Annotated in this window: 19 protein-coding genes and 1 pseudogene; 6 read left to right on the top strand and 14 right to left on the bottom strand. The window is 67.1% G+C overall.

Annotated features, from left to right (window positions below; genetic code table 11):
* Positions 1-85 precede the first annotated feature (85 nt).
* The 5 genes from K2W61_RS24580 (at position 86) to K2W61_RS24560 (ending at position 8241) form a co-directional block, all read left to right on the top strand.
* Entirely contained in the window at positions 86-1981 is a 1896-nt protein-coding gene (locus K2W61_RS24580) for a methyl-accepting chemotaxis protein (RefSeq protein ID WP_236756746.1), read from the top strand.
* Positions 1982-2086: 105 nt separating this feature from the next.
* Positions 2087-3955: a methyl-accepting chemotaxis protein gene (locus K2W61_RS24575; RefSeq protein ID WP_236756745.1), complete on the top strand. Its 1869-nt coding sequence runs from the start codon at positions 2087-2089 to the stop codon at positions 3953-3955.
* 29 nt (positions 3956-3984) lie between these two features.
* Complete coding sequence (locus K2W61_RS24570; RefSeq protein ID WP_175135970.1) at positions 3985-4455, top strand: hypothetical protein; 471 nt, start codon at positions 3985-3987, stop codon at positions 4453-4455.
* A 138-nt stretch (positions 4456-4593) separates the two neighbouring features.
* Positions 4594-6324, top strand: coding sequence for a methyl-accepting chemotaxis protein (locus K2W61_RS24565; RefSeq protein WP_175140089.1), 1731 nt, complete (start codon positions 4594-4596; stop codon positions 6322-6324).
* Between the two features lie 321 nt (positions 6325-6645).
* A complete protein-coding gene (locus K2W61_RS24560) occupies positions 6646-8241 on the top strand; it encodes a methyl-accepting chemotaxis protein (protein ID WP_236756744.1) in 1596 nt (531 codons plus the stop codon).
* A 64-nt stretch (positions 8242-8305) separates the two neighbouring features.
* Here the strand turns inward: K2W61_RS24560 and K2W61_RS24555 are convergent.
* From K2W61_RS24555 to fliF, 14 genes and pseudogenes are all read right to left on the bottom strand, one after another.
* Positions 8306-8556, bottom strand: a pseudogene (locus K2W61_RS24555) (IS3 family transposase); the annotation flags it as partial.
* Between the two features lie 62 nt (positions 8557-8618).
* Positions 8619-9407: a flagellar biosynthetic protein FliR gene (gene fliR / locus K2W61_RS24550; protein ID WP_175135942.1), complete on the bottom strand. Its 789-nt coding sequence runs from the start codon at positions 9405-9407 to the stop codon at positions 8619-8621.
* Positions 9408-9438: 31 nt separating this feature from the next.
* Positions 9439-9708, bottom strand: a complete 270-nt coding sequence (fliQ, locus tag K2W61_RS24545) for a flagellar biosynthesis protein FliQ (protein ID WP_175135941.1) — start codon at positions 9706-9708, stop codon at positions 9439-9441.
* A 9-nt stretch (positions 9709-9717) separates the two neighbouring features.
* The gene (gene fliP, locus K2W61_RS24540; RefSeq protein WP_236756743.1) at positions 9718-10500 is read right to left on the bottom strand and encodes a flagellar type III secretion system pore protein FliP; all 783 of its coding nucleotides are present in this window, start codon (positions 10498-10500) and stop codon (positions 9718-9720) included.
* Positions 10501-10520: 20 nt separating this feature from the next.
* Positions 10521-10844 carry a flagellar biosynthetic protein FliO gene (gene fliO, locus K2W61_RS24535; protein WP_175135940.1) on the bottom strand — a complete coding sequence of 108 codons (324 nt, stop codon included), beginning with the start codon at positions 10842-10844 and terminating at the stop codon, positions 10521-10523.
* 13 nt (positions 10845-10857) lie between these two features.
* Complete coding sequence (fliN, locus tag K2W61_RS24530) at positions 10858-11424, bottom strand: flagellar motor switch protein FliN (protein WP_175135939.1); 567 nt, start codon at positions 11422-11424, stop codon at positions 10858-10860.
* Positions 11417-12424 (bottom strand): flagellar motor switch protein FliM, encoded by a 1008-nt coding sequence (fliM, locus tag K2W61_RS24525; protein ID WP_175135938.1) that lies wholly within the window; start codon positions 12422-12424, stop codon positions 11417-11419. The genes fliN and fliM overlap by 8 nt, the downstream gene beginning before the upstream one ends.
* 2 nt (positions 12425-12426) lie before the next feature.
* The gene (locus K2W61_RS24520) at positions 12427-13035 is read right to left on the bottom strand and encodes a flagellar basal body-associated FliL family protein (RefSeq protein ID WP_175135937.1); all 609 of its coding nucleotides are present in this window, start codon (positions 13033-13035) and stop codon (positions 12427-12429) included.
* 170 nt (positions 13036-13205) lie between these two features.
* Positions 13206-14576, bottom strand: a complete 1371-nt coding sequence (locus K2W61_RS27775; RefSeq protein WP_175140088.1) for a flagellar hook-length control protein FliK — start codon at positions 14574-14576, stop codon at positions 13206-13208.
* Between the two features lie 20 nt (positions 14577-14596).
* The gene (gene fliJ, locus K2W61_RS24510) at positions 14597-15046 is read right to left on the bottom strand and encodes a flagellar export protein FliJ (RefSeq protein WP_175135918.1); all 450 of its coding nucleotides are present in this window, start codon (positions 15044-15046) and stop codon (positions 14597-14599) included.
* Positions 15039-16514, bottom strand: a complete 1476-nt coding sequence (fliI, locus tag K2W61_RS24505) for a flagellar protein export ATPase FliI (protein ID WP_175135917.1) — start codon at positions 16512-16514, stop codon at positions 15039-15041. The genes fliJ and fliI overlap by 8 nt, the downstream gene beginning before the upstream one ends.
* The gene (fliH, locus tag K2W61_RS24500; RefSeq protein ID WP_175135916.1) at positions 16511-17254 is read right to left on the bottom strand and encodes a flagellar assembly protein FliH; all 744 of its coding nucleotides are present in this window, start codon (positions 17252-17254) and stop codon (positions 16511-16513) included. The genes fliI and fliH overlap by 4 nt, the downstream gene beginning before the upstream one ends.
* Positions 17247-18257 carry a flagellar motor switch protein FliG gene (gene fliG, locus K2W61_RS24495; protein WP_175135915.1) on the bottom strand — a complete coding sequence of 337 codons (1011 nt, stop codon included), beginning with the start codon at positions 18255-18257 and terminating at the stop codon, positions 17247-17249. Before fliG ends, fliH begins: the two co-directional genes overlap by 8 nt.
* Entirely contained in the window at positions 18247-19923 is a 1677-nt protein-coding gene (gene fliF, locus K2W61_RS24490; RefSeq protein WP_175140086.1) for a flagellar basal-body MS-ring/collar protein FliF, read from the bottom strand. The genes fliG and fliF overlap by 11 nt, the downstream gene beginning before the upstream one ends.
* 348 nt (positions 19924-20271) lie before the next feature.
* Here fliF and fliE point away from each other — a divergent pair, with 348 nt between their 5' ends.
* Positions 20272-20604: a flagellar hook-basal body complex protein FliE gene (fliE, locus tag K2W61_RS24485; protein WP_175135913.1), complete on the top strand. Its 333-nt coding sequence runs from the start codon at positions 20272-20274 to the stop codon at positions 20602-20604.
* Positions 20605-20635: the final 31 nt, after the last annotated feature.

Genomic DNA, 20635 nt, shown 5'->3' with positions numbered 1-20635 from the left:
ACGGACGCTTCCGGTGACACGCCGGAGCGTCCGTGTGTGCGTACAGGGTAGGAATTTTGTCGTTTCAATAACGCTCGGATATTTCATGCTTGTCAATTTGAAAGTTCGCACCTGCATCATCCTGGTGCTTTTCCTATTCACCGGTGCCATGTTCGTATCGAACGGCGTGGCATGGATGGGATTGAATTCCAGCAACAACAAGCTGGACCAGATCAACGCCATCTACACCGACCAAGGGGTACCGCTGAACCGCGCTTACACGGTATTCCTGCGCTCCCGTCTGCTGCTTTCCACCTCGCTGATGGACATGCAACAGGGCAAGACCGAACAGGCGGCCGAGCAGGCCAAGCGTTCCGCGGACCTGAAGCAGGAAGCGCTCAAGATGATGGAGGACTTCAACAAGGCGCCGCAGCTGTCCGGCGCGCAAGCCCTGAGCCAGGCCCTGGACACGGCGCAGAAGGAATACGACTCGGTCCTCAGGGCCCAGGCGACGGCACTGTCTAACCTGGCGATCCAGGACTATCTGAATCTCAATGACGCCGCCAGTCGCGCCAACACCAAGTTCCGTGAAGCGATCGACGGCTACCTGGATTTCGTCGACAAGCGCACCGATGAGCTGGCGGCACAGGCGCAGGCGGACCACGACTTCTCGCGCGCCGTCACGATCGCGCTGCTGGTGATTGCCGCGCTGCTGGCGATCGGCTGTTGGATTTTCATCAGCCGCACGGTGCTGCGCCCCTTGCATGAGGCGGGCGATCATTTCGAGAAGATCGCCGGCGGTGACTTCACCGGACGCATCGACGTGCGCAGCAACAACGAGATCGGCCAACTGTTCGGCGCCGTCAAGCGCATGCAGGAAAGCCTGACCCGCACGGTGGCCACGGTGCGCCGAGGCGTGGACGAAATCAACGTCGGTTCGCGTGAAATCGCGGCCGGCAATACCGACCTGTCCAGCCGCACCGAGCAGCAGGCGGCCTCGCTGGAGGAAACCGCGGCGTCGATGGAAGAGCTGGCCTCGACGGTCAAACAGAATGCGGACAACGCGCGCCAGGCGAACCAGCTGGCGGCCAGCGCCTCGGACGTGGCCGAGCGCGGCGGTTCGGCGGTGGCCGAGGTGGTCAACACGATGCAGGGCATTTCTGCCAGCTCGCGCAAGATCTCCGAGATCGTGTCGGTGATCGACGGGATTGCGTTCCAGACCAACATCCTGGCGCTGAACGCGGCAGTGGAAGCGGCGCGCGCGGGCGAGCAGGGCAAGGGTTTCGCAGTGGTGGCGGGCGAAGTGCGCTCGCTGGCGCAGCGCAGCGCGCAGGCGGCCAAGGAAATCAAGGGCCTGATCGAGGACTCGGTGGGCAAGGTGGGCGCTGGTTCGCAGCAGGTCGAGCGCGCGGGCGCGACGATGCAAGAGATCGTGGCCTCGGTCAAGCGCGTGACGGACATCATGGGCGAGATCTCGGCGGCCTCGGAAGAGCAGTCCAGCGGCATCGACCAGGTCAACCGCGCGGTGTCGCAGATGGACGAAGTGACGCAGCAGAACGCGGCGCTGGTGGAAGAGGCGGCGGCCGCGGCCGGTTCGCTGCAGGAACAGGCGCAGCGCCTGGCCGAAGCGGTGGCGGTGTTCAAGATCAATGCCGGCGAAGTGATCGAAGTGCCGGCGCGCCAGCTGGCGCAGCAACGCAGTGCGCCGCGCGTCAGCCCGCCAAAGGTCGAGGAAGCGTCCGCCGAGGCCGCCGTGTCGGCACCTGCCCCGGAAGGCGTGGCCCAGCCGGCCCAGGCGCCGGCGAAGCCTCCGGTCGCCGCCGCGCGCCTGGCCCAGCCGGCCCGTGCCCGGCCCACGGCCAACAGTGGCGCCACCGCAGCCCGTTCGCCGCGCCGTCCGGTGGTCCGGACCAGCGATGCGACCGATGCCAAACCGATCAAGCCCGCACCGGCCGCCGCGCGGCGCGCGCCGCCGGCGGATGATGACTGGGAGTCCTTCTGACCACGCAAGCCGCCGCATTGAACAGGTAGTCGCAGTAACAAACCCCTCTCTTTTACGTCGAGGCGGCCCGCATGTCGCCTCGACGGTTACTGGAAATATCGGAAAATGTTAAGCAATCTGAAGGTGCGCACGGGCTTGATGCTTGCCCAATTGGCTGTCGCCGTGGCTGCGCTGGTTGCCATTGCATTCGGTTGGAGCAGCATGCGATCCAACGCCGAAGCGATCGATGCCTTGGATAATTTGAGCGTCCAGCAGAGCAGTCTGGTCAAGGACGCCTATGTGCAGATGCTGCGCGCCACCATCCGCGCCGATATTGCCGCGGCGCAGCGCGCGGCCGGTGACAAGGCCGGCGCTGCCGAAACGTCGCGCATCGTGCAGCAACTGCTGAGCGATGGCCGAGCCAAGCTGGAGCGCTTCAAGGAAGTTCCGAAAAACACCGATATCGGCCGTGCCGCGGAAGGTCAGTTGCTGGCTTCATTCAATGGCTTTTCCGAGGGGTTGCAGGCCATGCTCGCCGCGCTGGACCGGGGTGACAATGCGGAGTACCTGAACCTCAAGAACACCCGGGCCGCCGCGGCCAGTGGCGCATTCTCCAAGCAATTGACCGAATTCGCGCACACCATCAATACATTCAGCGCACAGCAGGTCGCCACGTCGCGCTCGCAGAGCGCGGTGATGACCTATGTCTATCTGGGCTTGCTGCTGGTCATTCTGGCGGTTTCGCTGGGCGCGTTCCTGTTCGTGAACCGCGCCGTGCTGCGTCCGCTGCGCGTGGTCGGCGAGAGCTTCGATCGCATCGCCGGCGGCGACCTGACCACCCGCGTCGAGGTGCACTCGACCAATGAGATCGGGACCCTGATGGCCGCCGTCAAGCGCATGCAGGAAAGCCTGGCCCGCACGGTGGCCACGGTGCGTCGCGGCGTCGATGAGATTACGGTGGGTTCGCGCGAGATTTCGGCCGGCAACACCGACCTGTCCAGCCGCACGGAAGAACAGGCGGCCTCGCTGGAGGAAACGGCGGCGTCGATGGAAGAGCTGGCCTCGACGGTCAAGCAGAACGCGGACAACGCGCGCCAGGCGAACCAGCTGGCGGCCAGCGCCTCGGACGTGGCCGAGCGCGGCGGTTCGGCGGTGGCCGAGGTGGTCAACACGATGCAGGGCATTTCTGCCAGCTCGCGCAAGATCTCCGAGATCGTGTCGGTGATCGACGGGATTGCGTTCCAGACCAACATCCTGGCGCTGAACGCGGCGGTGGAAGCGGCGCGCGCGGGCGAGCAGGGCAAGGGTTTCGCGGTGGTGGCGGGCGAAGTGCGCTCGCTGGCGCAGCGCAGCGCCCAGGCGGCCAAGGAAATCAAGGGCCTGATCGAGGACTCGGTGGGCAAGGTGGGCGCTGGTTCGCAGCAGGTCGAGCGCGCGGGCGCGACGATGCAAGAGATCGTGGCCTCGGTCAAGCGCGTGACGGACATCATGGGCGAGATCTCGGCAGCCTCGGAAGAGCAGTCCAGCGGTATTGACCAGGTCAACCGCGCGGTGTCGCAGATGGACGAAGTGACGCAGCAGAACGCGGCGCTGGTGGAAGAGGCGGCGGCCGCGGCCGGTTCGCTGCAGGAGCAGGCGCAGCGCCTGGCTGAAGCGGTGGCGGTGTTCAAGATCAATGCCGGCGAAGTGATCGAGGTGCCGGCGCGTCAGCTGGCGCAGCAACGCAGTGCGCCGCGCGTCAGCCCGCCCAGGGCCGAAGAGACGCCGCCGGCACAGCAAAAGGCCGTCGCACCCGTGGCGCCGGCCGCGCCAGCGGCGCGCCTGACGCATGCTGCTCGGGCCACGTCGTCGTCGGCGCCGACCGAAGGCGCCAGCGCGGCGCGACCGCTGCGCCGGCCTGCGCCCCGCGCGGCCGCGCCAGTGAAGGACGTCAAGCCGGCGCCGGCGGCCTCTCGCCGCCAGGCGCCGGCGGACGATGATTGGGAATCTTTTTGACGCCGGTTCCGACCGGTAAATGGGCAGGTATGCGAGGCTATCTAAAACTTCTGGTCATGGCGGCGTTTGCGGCGCTGATCGCGGGCTGCGCGGCGACGGGCCACAATTTCGACCCCAGCAAGCTGTCGACCCTGACCCCGGGCCAGACCACGCTGGAAGAAGCCTCGCGGGCGCTCACGGCCCCGCCTGACAAATTCTACAAACAGACCGACGGCACTTTTCTGGCCCTCTGGTCCTTCAAGATCACGTTTGTCGCGGACGGCCTTTACAGCCGCAAAGAGGCGTTGCTGCAGTTCGGCCCGGACGGCCGGCTGATGCGCCTCGTCGACAGCACCAATATTCTGCTGGAACCCTGGGAACGCCAGAAATTGCTGGGCCCTGCACCCATACCCGACCCCGGTCAGGAATGGGCGCCGCAGCCCGCGCCGCCGCCCCAGGTGGAAACCATCGTCATACCGGTGCCGGCTGCGCCGCCCGAGCCGATGGGCCAGGGGCGGTAGGCCCCGGTTCCCGCGGAATGCGCGGCGGTCCCTGGACCGCCATGTACGTCGCCCCGATGCGAACGCGGTCCGCATGGACGGTTTGCCGGGGTGGGTTTTCATTTGGTCAGGGCTGTACCTGAGGGATGGGGAAAGAATATGGAAGCGAGTCTGGAATCCGGAGCGAAATCAGGCAGGGTCGGTAAGAAAAAGGCCGCGCGCGCGCCGAAGGTGAAGCGCAAGCTGCGGCTGCGCGATGCCCGCGTCGGCACGATGCTGCTGTGGGTCATGGCATTCTTCGCCGTGCTGATCGCGGCGGTGGGTGGCATGGCCGCCTTCTTCCTGCAGCACAATTACGAATCCATCCGCGAGGTCAACGCGTTGACCGAGCGCGCCAAGCAGGTGGAAGTGATCAACACCGACATGCTGCGCGCCCGCGTCAGCCTGATGGTGGCCGCGCGCCATCTGCAGGAATCCGGTTGGGGCAGTGGCGAGAATTCGGCGCGCGACGCCGCCGCCGCCCTGAAGGCGGCCACCGACCTGCTGACGGGCGTGCGCAGCCGTTTCTCTGACTTCCAGAAAAACATGCTGCAGGACGATACCGGCCGCCAACTGTCGATGAATCTGGTGCGCCGCTACCGCTCCTATATCGATGACGGCGTCGACACCATGGTCGAAGCGCTGCGCAGCGAGGATTATTCCACCTTCTACATGGTGAACAACGAATACGGTACGCCTCGCAGCGCGGCCTTCATTGAGGCCATTTCCGAGTTCAGCAAGTACATTGACGATCAGCAGCGGGCCACGATCGACCAGGCCGAGTCCAATTTCAATCGCGCCCTGGTGGCGGTGGGCGTGGCCGTGGCCCTGGCGTTGCTCCTGATGGTGTTCTGCCGCGTGCTGTTTGGCCGCCTGGTGGTGCGTCCGCTGGTCGAGGCTGGCCAGCACTTTGACAAGATCGCCGCGGGCGACCTGACCAGCCGCGTCGAAGTGCGTTCGCACAACGAGATCGGCCAGTTGTTCGCCGCACTCAAGCGCATGCAGGAAAGCCTGACCCGCACGGTGGCCACGGTGCGTCGCGGGGTCGATGAGATCACGGTGGGTTCGCGCGAGATTTCGGCCGGCAACACCGACCTGTCCAGCCGTACGGAAGAACAGGCGGCCTCGCTGGAGGAAACGGCGGCGTCGATGGAAGAGCTGGCCTCGACGGTCAAGCAGAATGCGGACAACGCGCGCCAGGCGAACCAGCTGGCGGCCAGCGCCTCGGACGTGGCCGAGCGCGGCGGTTCGGCGGTGGCCGAGGTGGTCAACACGATGCAGGGCATTTCTGCCAGCTCGCGCAAGATTTCCGAGATCGTGTCGGTGATCGACGGGATTGCGTTCCAGACCAACATCCTGGCGCTGAACGCGGCGGTGGAAGCGGCGCGCGCGGGCGAGCAGGGCAAGGGTTTCGCGGTGGTGGCGGGCGAAGTGCGCTCGCTGGCGCAGCGTAGCGCCCAGGCGGCCAAGGAAATCAAGGGCCTGATCGAGGACTCGGTGAGCAAGGTGGGCGCCGGTTCGCAGCAGGTCGAGCGCGCGGGCGCGACGATGCAGGAGATCGTGTCCTCGGTCAAGCGCGTGACGGACATCATGGGCGAGATCTCGGCGGCCTCGGAAGAGCAGTCCAGCGGTATCGACCAGGTCAACCGCGCGGTGTCGCAGATGGACGAAGTGACGCAGCAGAACGCGGCGCTGGTGGAAGAGGCGGCGGCCGCGGCCGGTTCGCTGCAGGAGCAGGCGCAGCGCCTGGCCGAAGCGGTGGCGGTGTTCAAGATCAATGCCGGCGAAGTGATCGAGGTGCCGGCACAACAGTTGGGTGGCTATCAGGCACCGACGCTGACGCAGGACTGATCGGCGCGGGGCCGGCCCCCGTTCGCCAGTGGAGCGTGGCCAGTCACTGGCCACGGCTCCAGCCGACCCGGCGCCCCTTCGCGGCCGCCGGGTCGATTGCCATCCGTGATCTCGATTAGTGAACGGGTTAAGTTTTCGAAAATATTACCGTTATTGGGCGTAACGTCCCACATCGGGGCGAACCGGTTCCGGCGGCGGCGCGCATCATGCGCGCGCCTGCGAGCACCGGGCGGGGGGGACGGGCTGCTGCGGGGCGCCAGGACCTCGGACAGACCGCTATCAATCGTTCGCCGCGACCTATGATGCAACCGGAGACAAGCTGTGCGCGTAAACCTTCCAGTCAATGATTTGGAAATCAAGCTGCGCGAGGATCAATACCTGATCTCGCGCACCGATACCAAGGGCCGCATCCTCTACGCGAACCCGGCATTTATCGAGGTCAGTGGATTCTCGCGCGAGGAGCTGATCGGCAAGGCCCACAACATCGTGCGCCACCCCGACATGCCGCCCGAGGCCTACGAGGATCTGTGGCGCACGCTGCAGGCAGGTGAGTCATGGCTGGGCCTGGTCAAGAACCGCCGCAAGGACGGCAGCTATTACTGGGTACTGGCCAATGCCACGCCGATCGTCGAGAACGGCGAAGTGGTGGCGTATTCGTCGGTGCGCGTGCGCCCGAGCGATGAGCAGGTCGAGATGGCCGAGGCGCTCTATGCCCGCATGCGCGAAGGCCGCGCCCGTGGCGTACGCATCCGGCAGGGCCGGCCGGTGCGGGCGGGCTGGCGACGCGGCCTGGATCTGCTGGCATTTCCATTCCGGCGCAACCTGCGTGGCCGCATGTTCCGCCATGCCGCTTTGTCGGCGAGTATTGTGGTGGCGGCGGGCGTGTATGGGCTGAGCGCCAATTGGGACACGCTGGGCACGGCCGGCGCCGGCCTGGCATGCGGGCTGTTGGGCCTGGGCGTGGTCGCGATTTTCGCGTTGGGCTGGCATCTGAGCCGTTCGCTGCTGGATCCGATGGTCGAGGCCGCCAACATGGCGCGGCAAGTGGCCGCCGGCAACCTGACCACGCAGATCGTGGCCGAATCGGATGATGAGGTCGGCAGCCTGAATTTCTCGCTGGAAGTCATGCGCAAGAGCCTGGTCGGCATTGCCCAGGACGTATACCGCGGTATCGAAGGCACGACCCAGGCGGCGGTTCATATCGCGCGCGGCAACCAGGAACTGGCCGGGCGCACCGAAGGACAGGCCGCATCGTTGCAGCAGACCGCGGCGAGCATGGAACAGCTGACGTCCACCGTGCGGCAGAATGCCGATAATGCGCGTCAGGCCAACCAGTTGGCCGCCAGCAGCATGGACGTGGCGCGCCGCGGCGGCGTGGCGGTGGGCCAAGTGGTCAACACCATGCACGGTATTTCCGAGAGCTCGCGCAAGATCGTCGACATCGTCAGCATCATCGAGGGCATCGCCTTCCAGACCAATATCCTGGCGCTGAACGCGGCGGTGGAAGCGGCCCGTGCCGGCGAATCCGGCAAGGGTTTCGCAGTGGTCGCGGGCGAGGTGCGCAGCCTGGCCCAAAAGAGCGCCCAGGCAGCCAAGGAGATCAAGGGCTTGATCGAGGATTCGGTCGAGCGCGTGTCCGAAGGCTCGGCCCAGGCCGAGCAGGCCGGTGCGACGATGGAAGAGATCGTCGCGGCGGTGCATCGCGTCACCGACATCATTGGCGAGATTTCGCAGGCCTCGCAGGAGCAGTCCAGCGGGATCGAGCAAGTCGACAGCGCCGTTTCGCAGATGGATGTGATGACGGTGCAGAACACGGCGCTGGTGCAGGAATTGGGCGGTGCCGTCATGCAGCTGGGCAACCAGTCCGGCACGCTGCGCGAGACCATCCGGGTGTTCCGGTTGACGGGGCAGCAATAGGCTTGCGCCTGAACGTGAAAAAACCCGGTCTGGCTGAACTGCCCCACAGAAGTTGGACGTTCAGCTAAAGCCCGAAGGCCTGAGTTCGGTATTGCACCGGGCTCAGGCCTTTTAGCTTGAGCTTGATGCGGTCGTGATCGTAGTAACGGATGTACCGCCGGATGCCGGCCTGCAACGGGTCGAGACTTTCGAAGCGGTTCAGGGGGAAGCGCTCGGCCTTGAGCGTGCCGAAGAAGCTTTCCATGGCGGCATTGTCCAGGCAGTTGCCCTGCGTGACATGCGCTGCGTCACGGACCGGGCCGCCAGCATGCGCCGGGTCAGTTCAGTGAGCCGGCTTTTTTTGCGCCGCGGCTGTGCGGAGCGTGGGTGGCGGCCGGCTATCTGCCGGCGAGCGCGTCGGCCACGCGGCTCATCGCCGACAGGCCGGATTCGAACAGCGATTCCAGGAACGGGCCGGAGTTGGGCAGCACCACGGTCAGTAGCACCACGCCGACGATCAGGCTGACCGGGAAGCCGACCGAGAACACGGATAGCTGCGGCGCGGCGCGATTCAGGATGCCCATCGCCAGATTGATGGTCAAGAGCGCGCAGATCAGCGGCAGGGCCAGCAGCAGGCCGGACACGAACACGGTCTTGCCCCATTCCACGATCACGCCCCAGCCGTTCTGATGCAGCTGGATCGCGGCCACCGGCAAGGTGTCGAACGAGCGCACCAGCGCCGCCAGCACCAGTAGGTGGCCGTCCAGCGCCAGGAAGGTCAGCATCGCCACGATATTGAACAGGCGCGACAGCACCGCGGTATTGGCGCCCGTGCCGGGATCGAAGAACGAAGCGAACGACAGGCCCATCTGCAGGCCGACAAATTCGCCGGCGGTCTGCACCGCCGCGAAAACCAGGCGCATGGTGAAGCCCATGGCGATGCCGATCAGCACCTGCTGCATCACCATCCACAGCCCGGCGAACGAGCCCGGGGCGATGGGCGGCGCGGGATCGAGCGCCGGACCGATGGCGACGGCCAGCACGAATGCCAGGCCGATCTTGACCTTGACCGGCACGGTGGATTCGGAAAAGAGAGGCGCGGTACCCACCAGCGCAAGGATGCGCACGAACGGCCAGAGGAACTGGCCGACCCAGCCATTGAGCTGTTCGAGGGTAAAGGAAAACATGGCGGCGCGTCCCGGATGGCGGCGCGCGCCGCTATGACACCAGGCCGGGGATCTGGCCGATGAGCTGGCGGATATAGTCGACCATGATGCCGATCAGCCACGGGCCCAGCAGCACCAGCACGCCGCACATGGCCAGCAGCTTGGGGATGAACGACAGCGTCATTTCGTTGATCTGGGTGGCGGCCTGGAAGATGCTGATCACCAGACCGACGATCAGGGTGATGACCAGCAGCGGGCCGGCCATCGCCAGCGCGACTTTCATCGCCTGGTAGGTCATGGTCATGACGGTTTCGGCGGTCATGGCGATTCCCTATTGGTAGAAGCTCTGGGCCAGCGAGCCCATCAGCAGGTTCCAGCCGTCGGCCAGCACGAACAGCATCAGCTTGAACGGCAGCGCCACGGTGACCGGGGGCACCATCATCATGCCCAGCGCCATCAGCACGCTGGCGACCACCAGGTCGATGATCAGGAACGGAATGAAGATGGTGAAGCCGATCTGGAAAGCGGTCTTGAGTTCGCTGGTGATGAAGGCCGGCACCAGGATGCGCAGCGGCACCTGCGACGGATCTTCCAGCGCCGGCTGCTTGGCCAGGTTGGCGAACAGCGCCAGGTCGTTCTCGCGGGTCTGGTGCAGCATGAAGGTGCGCAGCGGCCCCGCGGCGCGCTCGACCGCGGCCTCGAACTGGATCGAGCCTTCGGACAAGGGCTTGTAGGCGTCGGTGTAGATCTTGTCGAACACCGGCGACATCGTATAGAAGGTCAGGAACAGCGCCAGGCCGATCAGCACGTGGTTGGGCGGCGACATGGCGGTGCCCATGGCGCTGCGCAGCAGGCCGAGCACGATAATGATGCGGGTGAAACCGGTCATCATCAGCAACGCCGCCGGCAGGAACGACAGCGACGTCATCAGCAGCAGCGTCTGCATGCTGAGCGAATAGGTTTCCGAGCCGCCCGGACCCGGGGTCGCGGTCAGCGCCGGCAAGGTGGCCTGGGCGACCACGCCAGCGGGGAACAGGGCCAGGCCCAGCAATGCGGCGGCGCCCAGCAGGGGCAGCGCGCTGCGACGGGCGCGAGGAGAGATGGGCAAGCTCATGGTGGGGAAACGCGCGCCGCCTAGCGGCGCTTGAGCGCCTGGCCCAGCTTGGCGGCGAAGGCGGCGGTGGGCAAGGGCGCGGCCTGCGGCAATTCGCCGGCGGGCAGGGTATGCAGAGGGGTGAGCTGGCCGGGGCTGACGCCCACGACCACCCAGGTGTTCTCGATTTCGACGACGACGATGCTCTGCCGTGCGCCTAGCGGCAGGCTGGCGACCTGCTTGAGCAGGTTGCCGCCGCCGCGCTGCGTCAGGCCGGCGCGGCGCGCCAGCCAAGCCGCGGCCAGGATGGCCGCCAGCACCAGCACCAGGCCGATGACGACGCGCAGCAGGGCGGACTCGTTCATCACGTGCGCGTCTTCAACGGCGGTTGTTGAGGCGATTGATGCGTTCGGACGGGGTGATGATGTCGGTCAGGCGGATGCCGTACTTGTCCTCCACCACCACCACTTCGCCCTGGGCGATCAGGTAGCCGTTGACGAAGATGTCCATCGGTTCGCCGGCCAGGCCGTCCAGCTCCACCACCGAGCCCTGGCCCAGTTGCAGCAGGTTCTTGATGGTCAGGCGGGTGCGGCCCAGCTCGACCGTCAGCTGGACGGGCACGTCCATGATCAGGTCGATGTCGGTGCCGGCGCCGGAAGCGGAGCCGGCCAGGGGCTTGAACACCGACTGCGCCGCCGATTGGGCGGGCGCGGCGGTGGCGGCCGGCGCGGCGGCCGGCGACGGCGCGGCGGCTGCGGGAGAGGGCGCGGGCGCCTCGGGCGGCGTGGCGGCGGTCTGCTCGGCCATGGCGGCGGCCCAGTCGTCCTGGGCGGGCTTCAGGCCGTCCGCCTGGGTGGGCGGATTGGCGCGGGATTGTTCGGCGAGCGCGTCGGCCCAGTCGTCGGCCGGGGACGAGCCGGAGCCGGGCTCGTTCTTGTCAGTCATGGTCGGGGGCCTCGTTTGAATCGGTATCGTAGGTAAACATGTTTTGCACGCGCAGGGCGTACTGGCCGTTAAAGACGCCGTAGCCGCATTCCATCAGCGGCACGCCGTCGACATGGGCGATGACGGTCTGCGGCACGTCCACGGGCAGGATGTCGCCGACTTTCATGCGCATCAGCTCGCGGATGCTGGACGGAATGCGCGCGAATTCGGCGACCACGTCGATGTCGGCGCTACGCACCTGGCGCGAGAGCTGCTGCGACCAACGCTGGTCGACTTCCTCGAGCGTGGTCTCCTGCAGCGGCCGCGTGAGCAGGTCGCGCACCGGCTCGATCATGGAGTAGGGCAGGCAGATGTTGAGGTCGCCGCCGGTCGCGCCGAATTCGATATGGAACGACGTGACGACCACCACTTCATTGTTGCCGGTGATGCTGGCGAACTTGGTGTGCATCTCCGAGCGCACGTAGTCGAACTCGATCGGATACACCGGATCCCAGGACTTGCCGTAGCTTTCCAGGGTCAGGTTGAGCAGGCGCCGGATGATGCGCTGTTCGGTGGTGGTGAAGTCACGGCCCTCGACCCGGGTGTGGTAGCGGCCATCGCCGCCGAACAGGCTGTCGATGACCAGGAACACCAGGTTCGGGTCGTAGGTGAACAGGGCGGTGCCGCGCAGCGGCTTCATCTGCACCATGTTCAGGTTGCTGGGCACCGGCAGGTTGCGTTCGAAATCCGCGTACTTCTGGATCTTGATGGAGCCGACGGTGATGTCGGCGCTGCGGCGCATGAAGTTCAACAGCACGCTGCGCATCTGGCGCGCGAAACGCTCGTTGATGAGCTCCAGCGTCTGCATGCGCCGGCGCACCACGCGGTCGGGCGAGCTCAGGTCATAGGCGCGGGCGCCGTCGTTGGGGCCCGCGGATTCCTTTTTGCTGTCGCTCTCGCCCGTGACGCCGGCCAGCAGCGCGTCGACTTCGTCCTGCGAAAGAAACGCCTCGTAGGCCATGCTTATTGCACCACGAACGCCGTATACAGTACGTCGGTGACATACTGGCCGTCCGGCAGGGGCGCGAACGGGCGGTTGACGGCTTGCTTGATGGCGTTGGCCATGTCGGTCTTGCCCTGCTGCGTCTGCACTGCAATGGGCGATTGCGCGGACAGCACCATGAGGATGCGGCTGCGCACTTCAGGCATGTATTTTTCCAGGCGGATGCGGGTCTGCTCATCGCTGACGCGCAGGGTCAGGCCGACGTGCATGATGCGCTCGGTGTCGGCATTTTGCAGCGTGACGGTGAAGGCCTCGATCGGCACGAAGATCGGCGCGGGCACCGCGGCCGGCGTGGCGGGCGGAGCGACGAAGGTGGTCGGCGTGGCTTGCGGGCCGGCGGCGCCGGGCTGGCCCGGCTGGTTGCCGGTCTGGCCCACGCCCAGTTGCACCGGCGCGCCGCCCTGCGGCTGCATGCGCTGGCTGATGAACCAGGTGGCGCCGGCGCTGGCGGCAGCCACCAGCAGCAGCACCAAGATCATGAGCAACGGACGAAGGATGCGGCCAATGCCGCCGGAGCGTGTCGGAAGCGGGCCGCGCGGCGGCATGGTTGTGGGTTTGGAAGTCGCCATCTCGGTGTCGATGCGTGTTTTGCCGCTGATGAAAACGGATTCTTAGTGGATGAAAGCATTCTGCCCGAAATCACGCCCCCGCTTGGAGGCGAAAAACAGGGCGAAAGCCGCGTATCTCAAGCTATTGCTGCACCGCCCGCAACCGTTACCGGCCGCGGGCCGCGGGATTGTTACGCGAAGGTGTCGACCAGCGCATTGGCGTTGCGCGAGGCCGTCACAGTGGCCGTCTGGCCATCGATCGCGCCGTCGGCCACCGCGGCGCCATTGCCACCGCCCTGGCGTTGCGAACCGCCACCGTTCTGCTGGGCGAATTCCTGCTGCGCGGCCTGTTCGCCGACGCTGGTCTGGCCCAGCGAGATGCCGGCCTGGGCCAACGCCTGCTGCAGTTGCGGAATCGCGGTTTCGATGGCCTGGCGCACCGAGGCATGAGCCGAGACGAACGAGGCGCTCGCGACCCCGTCAGCCAGGTTGATGCTGACGCGCAGCGGACCCAGGTCGGGCGGGTCCAGGCGCAGTTCGGCGGTCTGGGTGCCTTGGCGCGCGTTGTTGCTCATGACGACCATCTGCTGGCCCAATTCGGTGCCCCAGTGGGTGCCGCCGACGGGCGTGGCGACCTGCAGCATCACCGGCACATTGGGCACGGCGACGCTGGCCGGGTTGGAGATGGGGGCCGGCTGCTGGCGCTGGCTGGCGGCGGCGATCGCCTGCGCCAGGTGATCCTGGGCATTGGCGGCGTGCTGCGGCACCTGGAATTGCTGTGCGGTGCTGAGCAGCGGCGCGGCCGGGTCTTCCTCGGCATGTGCATGCTGCGGCAGGGCTGGCGCGGCTTCTGCCGTGGCCGCGCGCGCGTTGACGGCGCGCGGGGCGGCGGCCTCGGGCGCCGGACGCGGCAGTTCGGCGGCGGGCGCGGCCTGGGCGGGCACGGCGGCCACGGCGGGCGTCGAGCCGGGCTTGATGGCGGCGGTGACCACCGGTTGCGCGGCCTGCGCATCGCGGCTGGCCTTGGCGGCGGCGGCTTCGGCCTGCAGCGCGGTGGCGGCCACCGGCGCGCGGGCAGTGGCGATGGCGTCGTTGGCGGTCAGCGCCGCCTGCACCACGGCAGCGCCGCTGCTGATGGCGGTGGCAGCGGCCTGGGCGTTGCCACGCGCCAACTGCACTTGCTCGGCAGCCTGGGCGGCGATCTCCAGTGTCTGCTCCGGCAACACGACCGGCGTGACCGGCTGCTGGGTGGCGGCCACGGCGAGCGCGCCGGCTTCGGCCTCGCTGGCGGTCTTGACCGCGTCATCGATAGCCGAGGCGGCAGCGTCTTCGGCGTTTGCGGCGGCATCGCTGGTGGTCTTGCCGGAGGGGGGTGCCTTGGTGGGGCCATTGTTGTCGGCCGGGCGCGCCTGGGCGGACGGGTTGGGACGCTGCTGGGCCAGCACGTCGGAGAACGACGGACCCTTCTTGGTCGCGGGAGGCGCGGACTTGGCGCCGAGGGCATCGGCGATCGAGGTCGGCACGGCGGGCGCGATAGCGGGCATGGGCAGGGGAGCGGTCATCTCGGGCTTCCTGTGGGCAATTAATGCATCCCGGCCTGGCGCTGGACCAGGCGGGCGGAGTATTCGTCGTTGGCGCGTTGCTCGCGGCGGGATTCCACCACGGCCTGCGCGCGCAATTCGCGTTGCGCCAGGGCATCGTACGAATTGAGCTTGCGTTTTTCCTGCTGCCAGTAGAGCCGGCCCTTGGCCAGGTTCTCGTCGGCCTGGCGCAGTACATTCTGCTGCTGGCCGATGGCGTCGTCCAGGGTGCCGATGAAGCGCTGGTAGTTGTGGCAATCGCTGGCCGACATGCCGGTGGTCATGGCGTGCTGCAGGCGCTCCAGGTAGTCCTGGCGGTAGTCCTGCAGCATGCCGAGCTGGCGTTCGGCATTGGTGCGCTCGGTGCTGAGCCGGCCGAGCAGGCGGGCGGCTTCGTCCGTGCTCTCCTTGGCCAGGTTGATCAGCATGTCCAGGGGCAATTGGCTAGGCATAAGTGTCCTTCAATTCGAAGCTTGCGCGCAGCTGTTCCACCGCGTCGTCGTAGCCGATGTTCTCGCCGATGTCCTGTTGCAGGAACGCTTCCAGGCGCGGGTAGCGGGCGATGGCATCGTCCAGCTGCGGGTCGTTGCCGGCGGCATAGGCGCCCACGGCGATCAGGTCGCGGTTGCGCTGGTAGCGCGACAGCGTCTGCTTGAAGCGGCGCACCACCGCGAACTGCTGCGGCGTGATCAGGGAGGTCATGGCGCGCGAGATCGAGGCTTCGATGTCGATGGCGGGGTAGTGGCCGGACTCGGCCAGGTGGCGCGACAGCACCACGTGGCCGTCGAGAATGGCGCGGGCCGAGTCGGCGATGGGGTCCTGCTGGTCGTCGCCTTCTGCCAGCACGGTGTAGAACGCGGTAATCGAACCGGCCTTGCCGCTGGGTCCGGGCGCGCCCATGCCGGCGCGTTCGACCAGGGTCGGCAGCTTGGCGAACACCGACGGCGGATAGCCCTTGGTGGCGGGCGGCTCGCCGATGGCCAGCGCGATCTCGCGTTGCGCCATGGCATAGCGGGTGAGCGAGTCCATGATCAGCAGCACGTCCAGACCCTGGTCGCGGAAGTGTTCCGCCAGGCGCGTGGCGTAGGCCGCGCCCTGCAGGCGCAGCAATGCCGAGACGTCGGCCGGCGCGGCCACCACCACCGAGCGCGCCAGGCCTTCCGGGCCCAGGTTGTGCTCGATGAATTCCTTGACTTCGCGGCCGCGCTCGCCGATCAGGCCGACCACGATGACGTCGGCCTTGGTGTAGCGGGCCATCATGCCGAGCAGCACGCTCTTGCCGACGCCGGACCCGGCGAACAGGCCCATGCGCTGGCCGCGGCCGACGGTGAGCAGGCCGTTGATGGCGCGCACGCCGGTATCGAGCACGGTATCGATCGGGGCGCGCGACAGCGGATTGATGGGCTGGGCCGACAGCGGCGCCAGTTCGGCGCCGGTCAACGGACCGAGACCATCCAGCGGCCGGCCGGCGCCATCGAGCACGCGGCCGAGCAGGGCGTTGCCGACCGGCAGGTGGCGGCCCAGTTGCGGCTTGGCGTTGCCATTCAGTTCGGCCTTGCGCGGCAGCGGGATCTGGCGTTGCACCGGCGGCTCGCCGGGCACCACGCGGGCGCCGGGCGGCAGGCCGGAAATGTCGGCCTGCGGCATCAGGTACAGGGTGTGGCCGTCGAAACCGACCACCTCGGCGTCGGCCCAGTGGTCGTGGCCGCGCGCGATCTCGATGCGGGCAGCGGCGCCCACCGGCAGGCGCAGGCCGGTGGCGTGCAGTACCAGCCCGGTGGCGCGCGTGATCTTGCCGCTGACCAGCCAGGGGTCGGTCGAGGCGGCGCGGATCGAACCGATCTGCAGCTGGGTCTGCCAGCGGTCGATCACGGGCACGGCCGGTTGGCCGGGCTGCGCGGGGGCCGGATTGGCGCTCACACCGGTTCCTCCCAGTGGACGTTGCGGCCGAGCGAGGCGGCGACGCGGCGCCAGCGGGTCTGCAAGGTAGCGTCGATGTCGCCGAACGGCGTCTCGGCGCGGCAGCCGCCGCGGGCGATGGATTCGTCGGCCAGCACGCGCCAGTGGCCTTCCTTGAGCTCGTCGGCCAAGTGCAGGCGGATCAGTTCGATATCAGCCGGATTGGCCCACAGGCGCATCTGGCCGCCGGCGGTGGGGTTGATGTGCAGCACTTCGCGCACGGCGCTGGCGACGGTGTCGGGCTGCTCGGCCAGGGTGGTGCGCACCACCTGCTGGGCGATGTCCAGGGCCAGCGTCAGCAGGCTCTGGCCCATTTTTTCTTCCAGCGAGCCGACCGATTCGGCGCAGGCCTGCAGCAGCGCATGCAGGTGTTGCGCTTCCTGCGCGCCTTGCTCGCGTGCCTGGGCCAGGCCTTCGGCGTAACCGGCTTCGCGGCCGGCGGCCAGGCCCGCTTCATGGCCCTCGGCGCGGCCGGCTTCCAGGCCGGCGGCGTGGCCCTGCGCGTAACCTTCCTCGCGGCCCTCGGCGAGGGCCTGGGCACGCAGCTGGGCCATCACCACTTCCGGGTCGGGGCCCGGATCGGGTTCCGGCTCGGGTTCGACTTCGACAGGCGGCGGCTCGTCGAACGACAGCATCTGCCAGCGCCGCCAGGCGGCACTGCGCGAGATGCGCGTCGACTGGCCGGTATCCGCTTCAGACATACGCGTCGTCTCCGGAATTGCCCAGGACGATCTGGCCGCTCTCGGCCAGGCGGCGGGCGATCTGCAGGATCTTCTTCTGCTCGCCCTCGACCTTCGACATGCGGATCGGACCTTGCGCTTCCAGGTCCTCGCGCAGCATTTCTGCGGCGCGGCTGGACATGTTGCGCAGGAACTTGGCGCGCAGCTCTTCCTGGGCGCCCTTGAGCGCGACCATGAGCGTGTCGTTGTCGATTTCCTTGAGGATGAGCTGGATCGCGCGGTCTTCGACGTCGAGCAGGTTGTCGAACACGAACATCTCGTCGATGATCTTCTGCGCCAGGTCGCTGTCGCGTTCGCGCAGGCTGGCGACCACGGTTTCCTCTTCGGCCGAATTCATCATGTTGAGAATCTCGGCCGCGGTGCGCACGCCGCCCATCTTGCTGCGCTTGGCGCCCTGGCCCGCCAGCACGGAATTGAGCACTTCGGTCAGTTCAGACAGCGCGGCCGGCTGCACGCCGCCGAAGGTGGCGATACGCAGCATGACGTCGTTGCGCAGGCGGTCGGTCAGCAGCGCCAGCACGCCGGCGGCGCGGTCGCGTTCGAGGTGCACCAGGATGGTGGCGATGATCTGCGGGTGTTCGTCGCCGATCAGTTCGGCCACGGTGTGCGGGTCGAGCCAGTTCAGGGCATCGATGCCGCTGCCGCCTTCGCCGGCTTCGAGGATGTCCTCGATCAGGCCGGCGGCGCGGTCGCTGCCCAGCGCCTTGGTCAGCACGGTGCGGATGTAGTCGTCCGAGCCCAGCGTGACGGCCATGAACTGGTCGGCTTCCTGGCGGAACTCCTCCAGCACCACGGCCACGTCGTTGCGGGTGACCTGCTTGAGGCTGGCCATGGCGGCGCCGACCTGCTGGACTTCGCGCGCGGTGAGGTACTTGAAGACCTCGGCCGCGGCGTCTTCACCCAGCGACATCATCAGGACGGCGCTGCGCGTCATGCCGTCCATGGGTTTGGAATCATTTTTCATCTTTGGTCATCCAGGTGCGCAGGACCATCGCGACGGCGCGCGGATCCTTGCTCGCCATCGTGCGGGCGCGTTCCAGGTTGTCCTGGTAACGGTCGGTTTCCTTGGCGCGGGCCAGGTCCTGGGCCTCGCGCTGGGCCTCGATACGTTCGGCCTCGGCCACTTCCGGATCGACCGGCGGGTACAGGTAGTCGCCCACCGAGCGGCGGATCTTGCGATACAGCCACAGGGCCAGCACGCCACCCACCAGCCACGCCAGGATGGTCTTGAACAGCGAGATCATTTCCGGATCGCGCCACATCGGCACGGGCGGCGGGCCGTCGTTGAATTGGCTGTTGACCAGGTTCAGCGAGTCGCCGCGGCTTTCGGAATAGCCCATGGCTTCGCGCACCAGGTTGGTGAGCTTGTTCAGTTCCTCGGGCGGCAGGGCCTGCGGTTCGCCATCCTTGTCGCGCACGTAGTTCACGACCACGGCGACCGACAGGCGCTTGAGCATGCCGACTGGCTGCTTGATGTGGCTGATGGTGCGGTCGACTTCGTAGTTGGTGGTGGCGTCGCGGCGATCGCTGACGGTGCCGCCGGCTCCCTGGGCCGGGGTTTGCTGCTGTTGCTGCTGCTGTTGTTGCTGGCCGGGTTGTTGCGGCTGGCCGGGACGGGCCGGCTGCGTCTGCGGCGCGTTGGCGATGGGGGCCTGGGCGTTGGCGGGCGGCTGGTTGGACAGCGCGCCGGGCACGCCCTGGGCGGGGTTGATGCCGCGCTGGTTGGATTCGCTGGTCTGCTGGCTGCGGATCGCGGCCTGGCCCGGTTCCTGGTTGGGGCGATAGACCTCGGAGGTTTCCTCGCGGCGCGAGAAATCCATCTCGGCGCTGGCCTGAGCGTGTACGTTGCCCGGACCGACCAGCGGATTGAGGATGGTGAGGATGCGCTCGACGGTGCGTTGTTCGGTTTCTCGGACCATGCGCATCTGGTCGGCGTCCATGCCCCGGCCTTCGCCGGTGGGCGCGGACAGCAGGCGGCCGTTCTGGTCGACGATGGAGACGTTCTCGGCGGTCAGTTCCGGCACGCTCGAGGCCACCAGCCAGGAAATGGCCGAGACCTGGGCATCGCTCAAGCTGCGGCCGGGATAGACATTCAGCAGCACCGAGGCGGTCGGCGCCTGGCGCTCGCGCACGAACAGCGACTGGCGCGGCATGGCCAGGTGCACGCGGGCGTGCTGGACCGTGTGCATGGATTCGATCGAGCGCGACAGTTCGCCCTCCAGGCCACGCTGGTAGTTGATCTGCTCGGCGAACTGGCTGGCGCCAAAGCGGGCGTTGTCCATCAGCTCGAAACCGACCGAGCCGCCGCGCGGCAGGCCCTGCGAGGCCAGTTGCAGGCGGGCGTCATAGACGCGGTCGGCCGGCACCAGCAGGGCGGTGCCGGTGTCGTTGTACTTGTAAGGCACGTTCATGGCGCCCAGCGCGGTCACGATGGCGCCGCCGTCGCGGTCGTCCAGGTTCGAGAACAGCACCTTGTACTGGGGCTCGCTGCTCCACATCGCCACGGCGACGATCAGCGCGACCAGCGCTGCCGCCGCGCCAAGCAGGATCGGCTTGGGCAGGGCGCGTATCTTTTCCAACACGGGAAACTTCGCCAGAAGCGACGCGCTCAGGGTAGCCTGCTGATTCATTGGCGGCTCCCGCTGGCTTCGCGGAGCAGGGAAAATGACTTCATGTTCGGGTAGGGCAGATTACACATGCAACGTGCTTCTGGTCTGGGGAGAGCCTGGATTATTGCTGCTGCGTTAGCAAACCCAATTGCCGAAAACAGCGGTTTTTTGGCGTTACTTAATCCCTATGTCGACAAGCGGGCGCGCCCCGCGGGCGGAGGCGGCAGCGGCCAGCACCGGCGGGGTTGGCGCATTCGCGGAAATATCGGGTGTTTTGGCGGCTTTTACCCGCTATGAGGCGGGGAATGCCGGGTTACGCTGCCTGCATCCTGGGCGTAGTCCCTCGTCCCCTCAGCAAGGAATAACGTAATGGCTGTATCAGGCTTGTCCGGCATCGAGAGCATGCTCCAGCAGATGCGCGTGGCGGTTACCAAGGCCGAAACCGGCAACCTGGCCGCCGGCGAGGCCGTGGCCCAACCGGATGGCTTCGCCGCCGAGCTGCAACGCTCCATCCGCCGCGTCACCGCGGCCCAGAACGCCGCCACCGCGCAGGCCAAGGCTTTCGAGCTGGGCGCGCCCGACGTGTCGCTCAACGATGTCATGGTCGACCTGCAAAAGGCCAGCATCGGCTTCCAGACGGCTGTCCAGGTTCGCAACAAGCTGGTTGCGGCCTACAAGGAAATTTCCTCGATGGCGGTGTAACGGCCGCCAGCATGAAAACAGGGGCTGGCGC

The sequence above is a fragment of the Achromobacter pulmonis genome, from assembly GCF_021733725.1.
GTDB classification, from domain to species: Bacteria; Pseudomonadota; Gammaproteobacteria; order Burkholderiales; family Burkholderiaceae_B; genus Achromobacter; species Achromobacter pulmonis.
The sequence above is the reverse complement of the archived record's forward strand: the minus strand, read 5'-3'. Positions and strand labels throughout refer to the sequence as shown.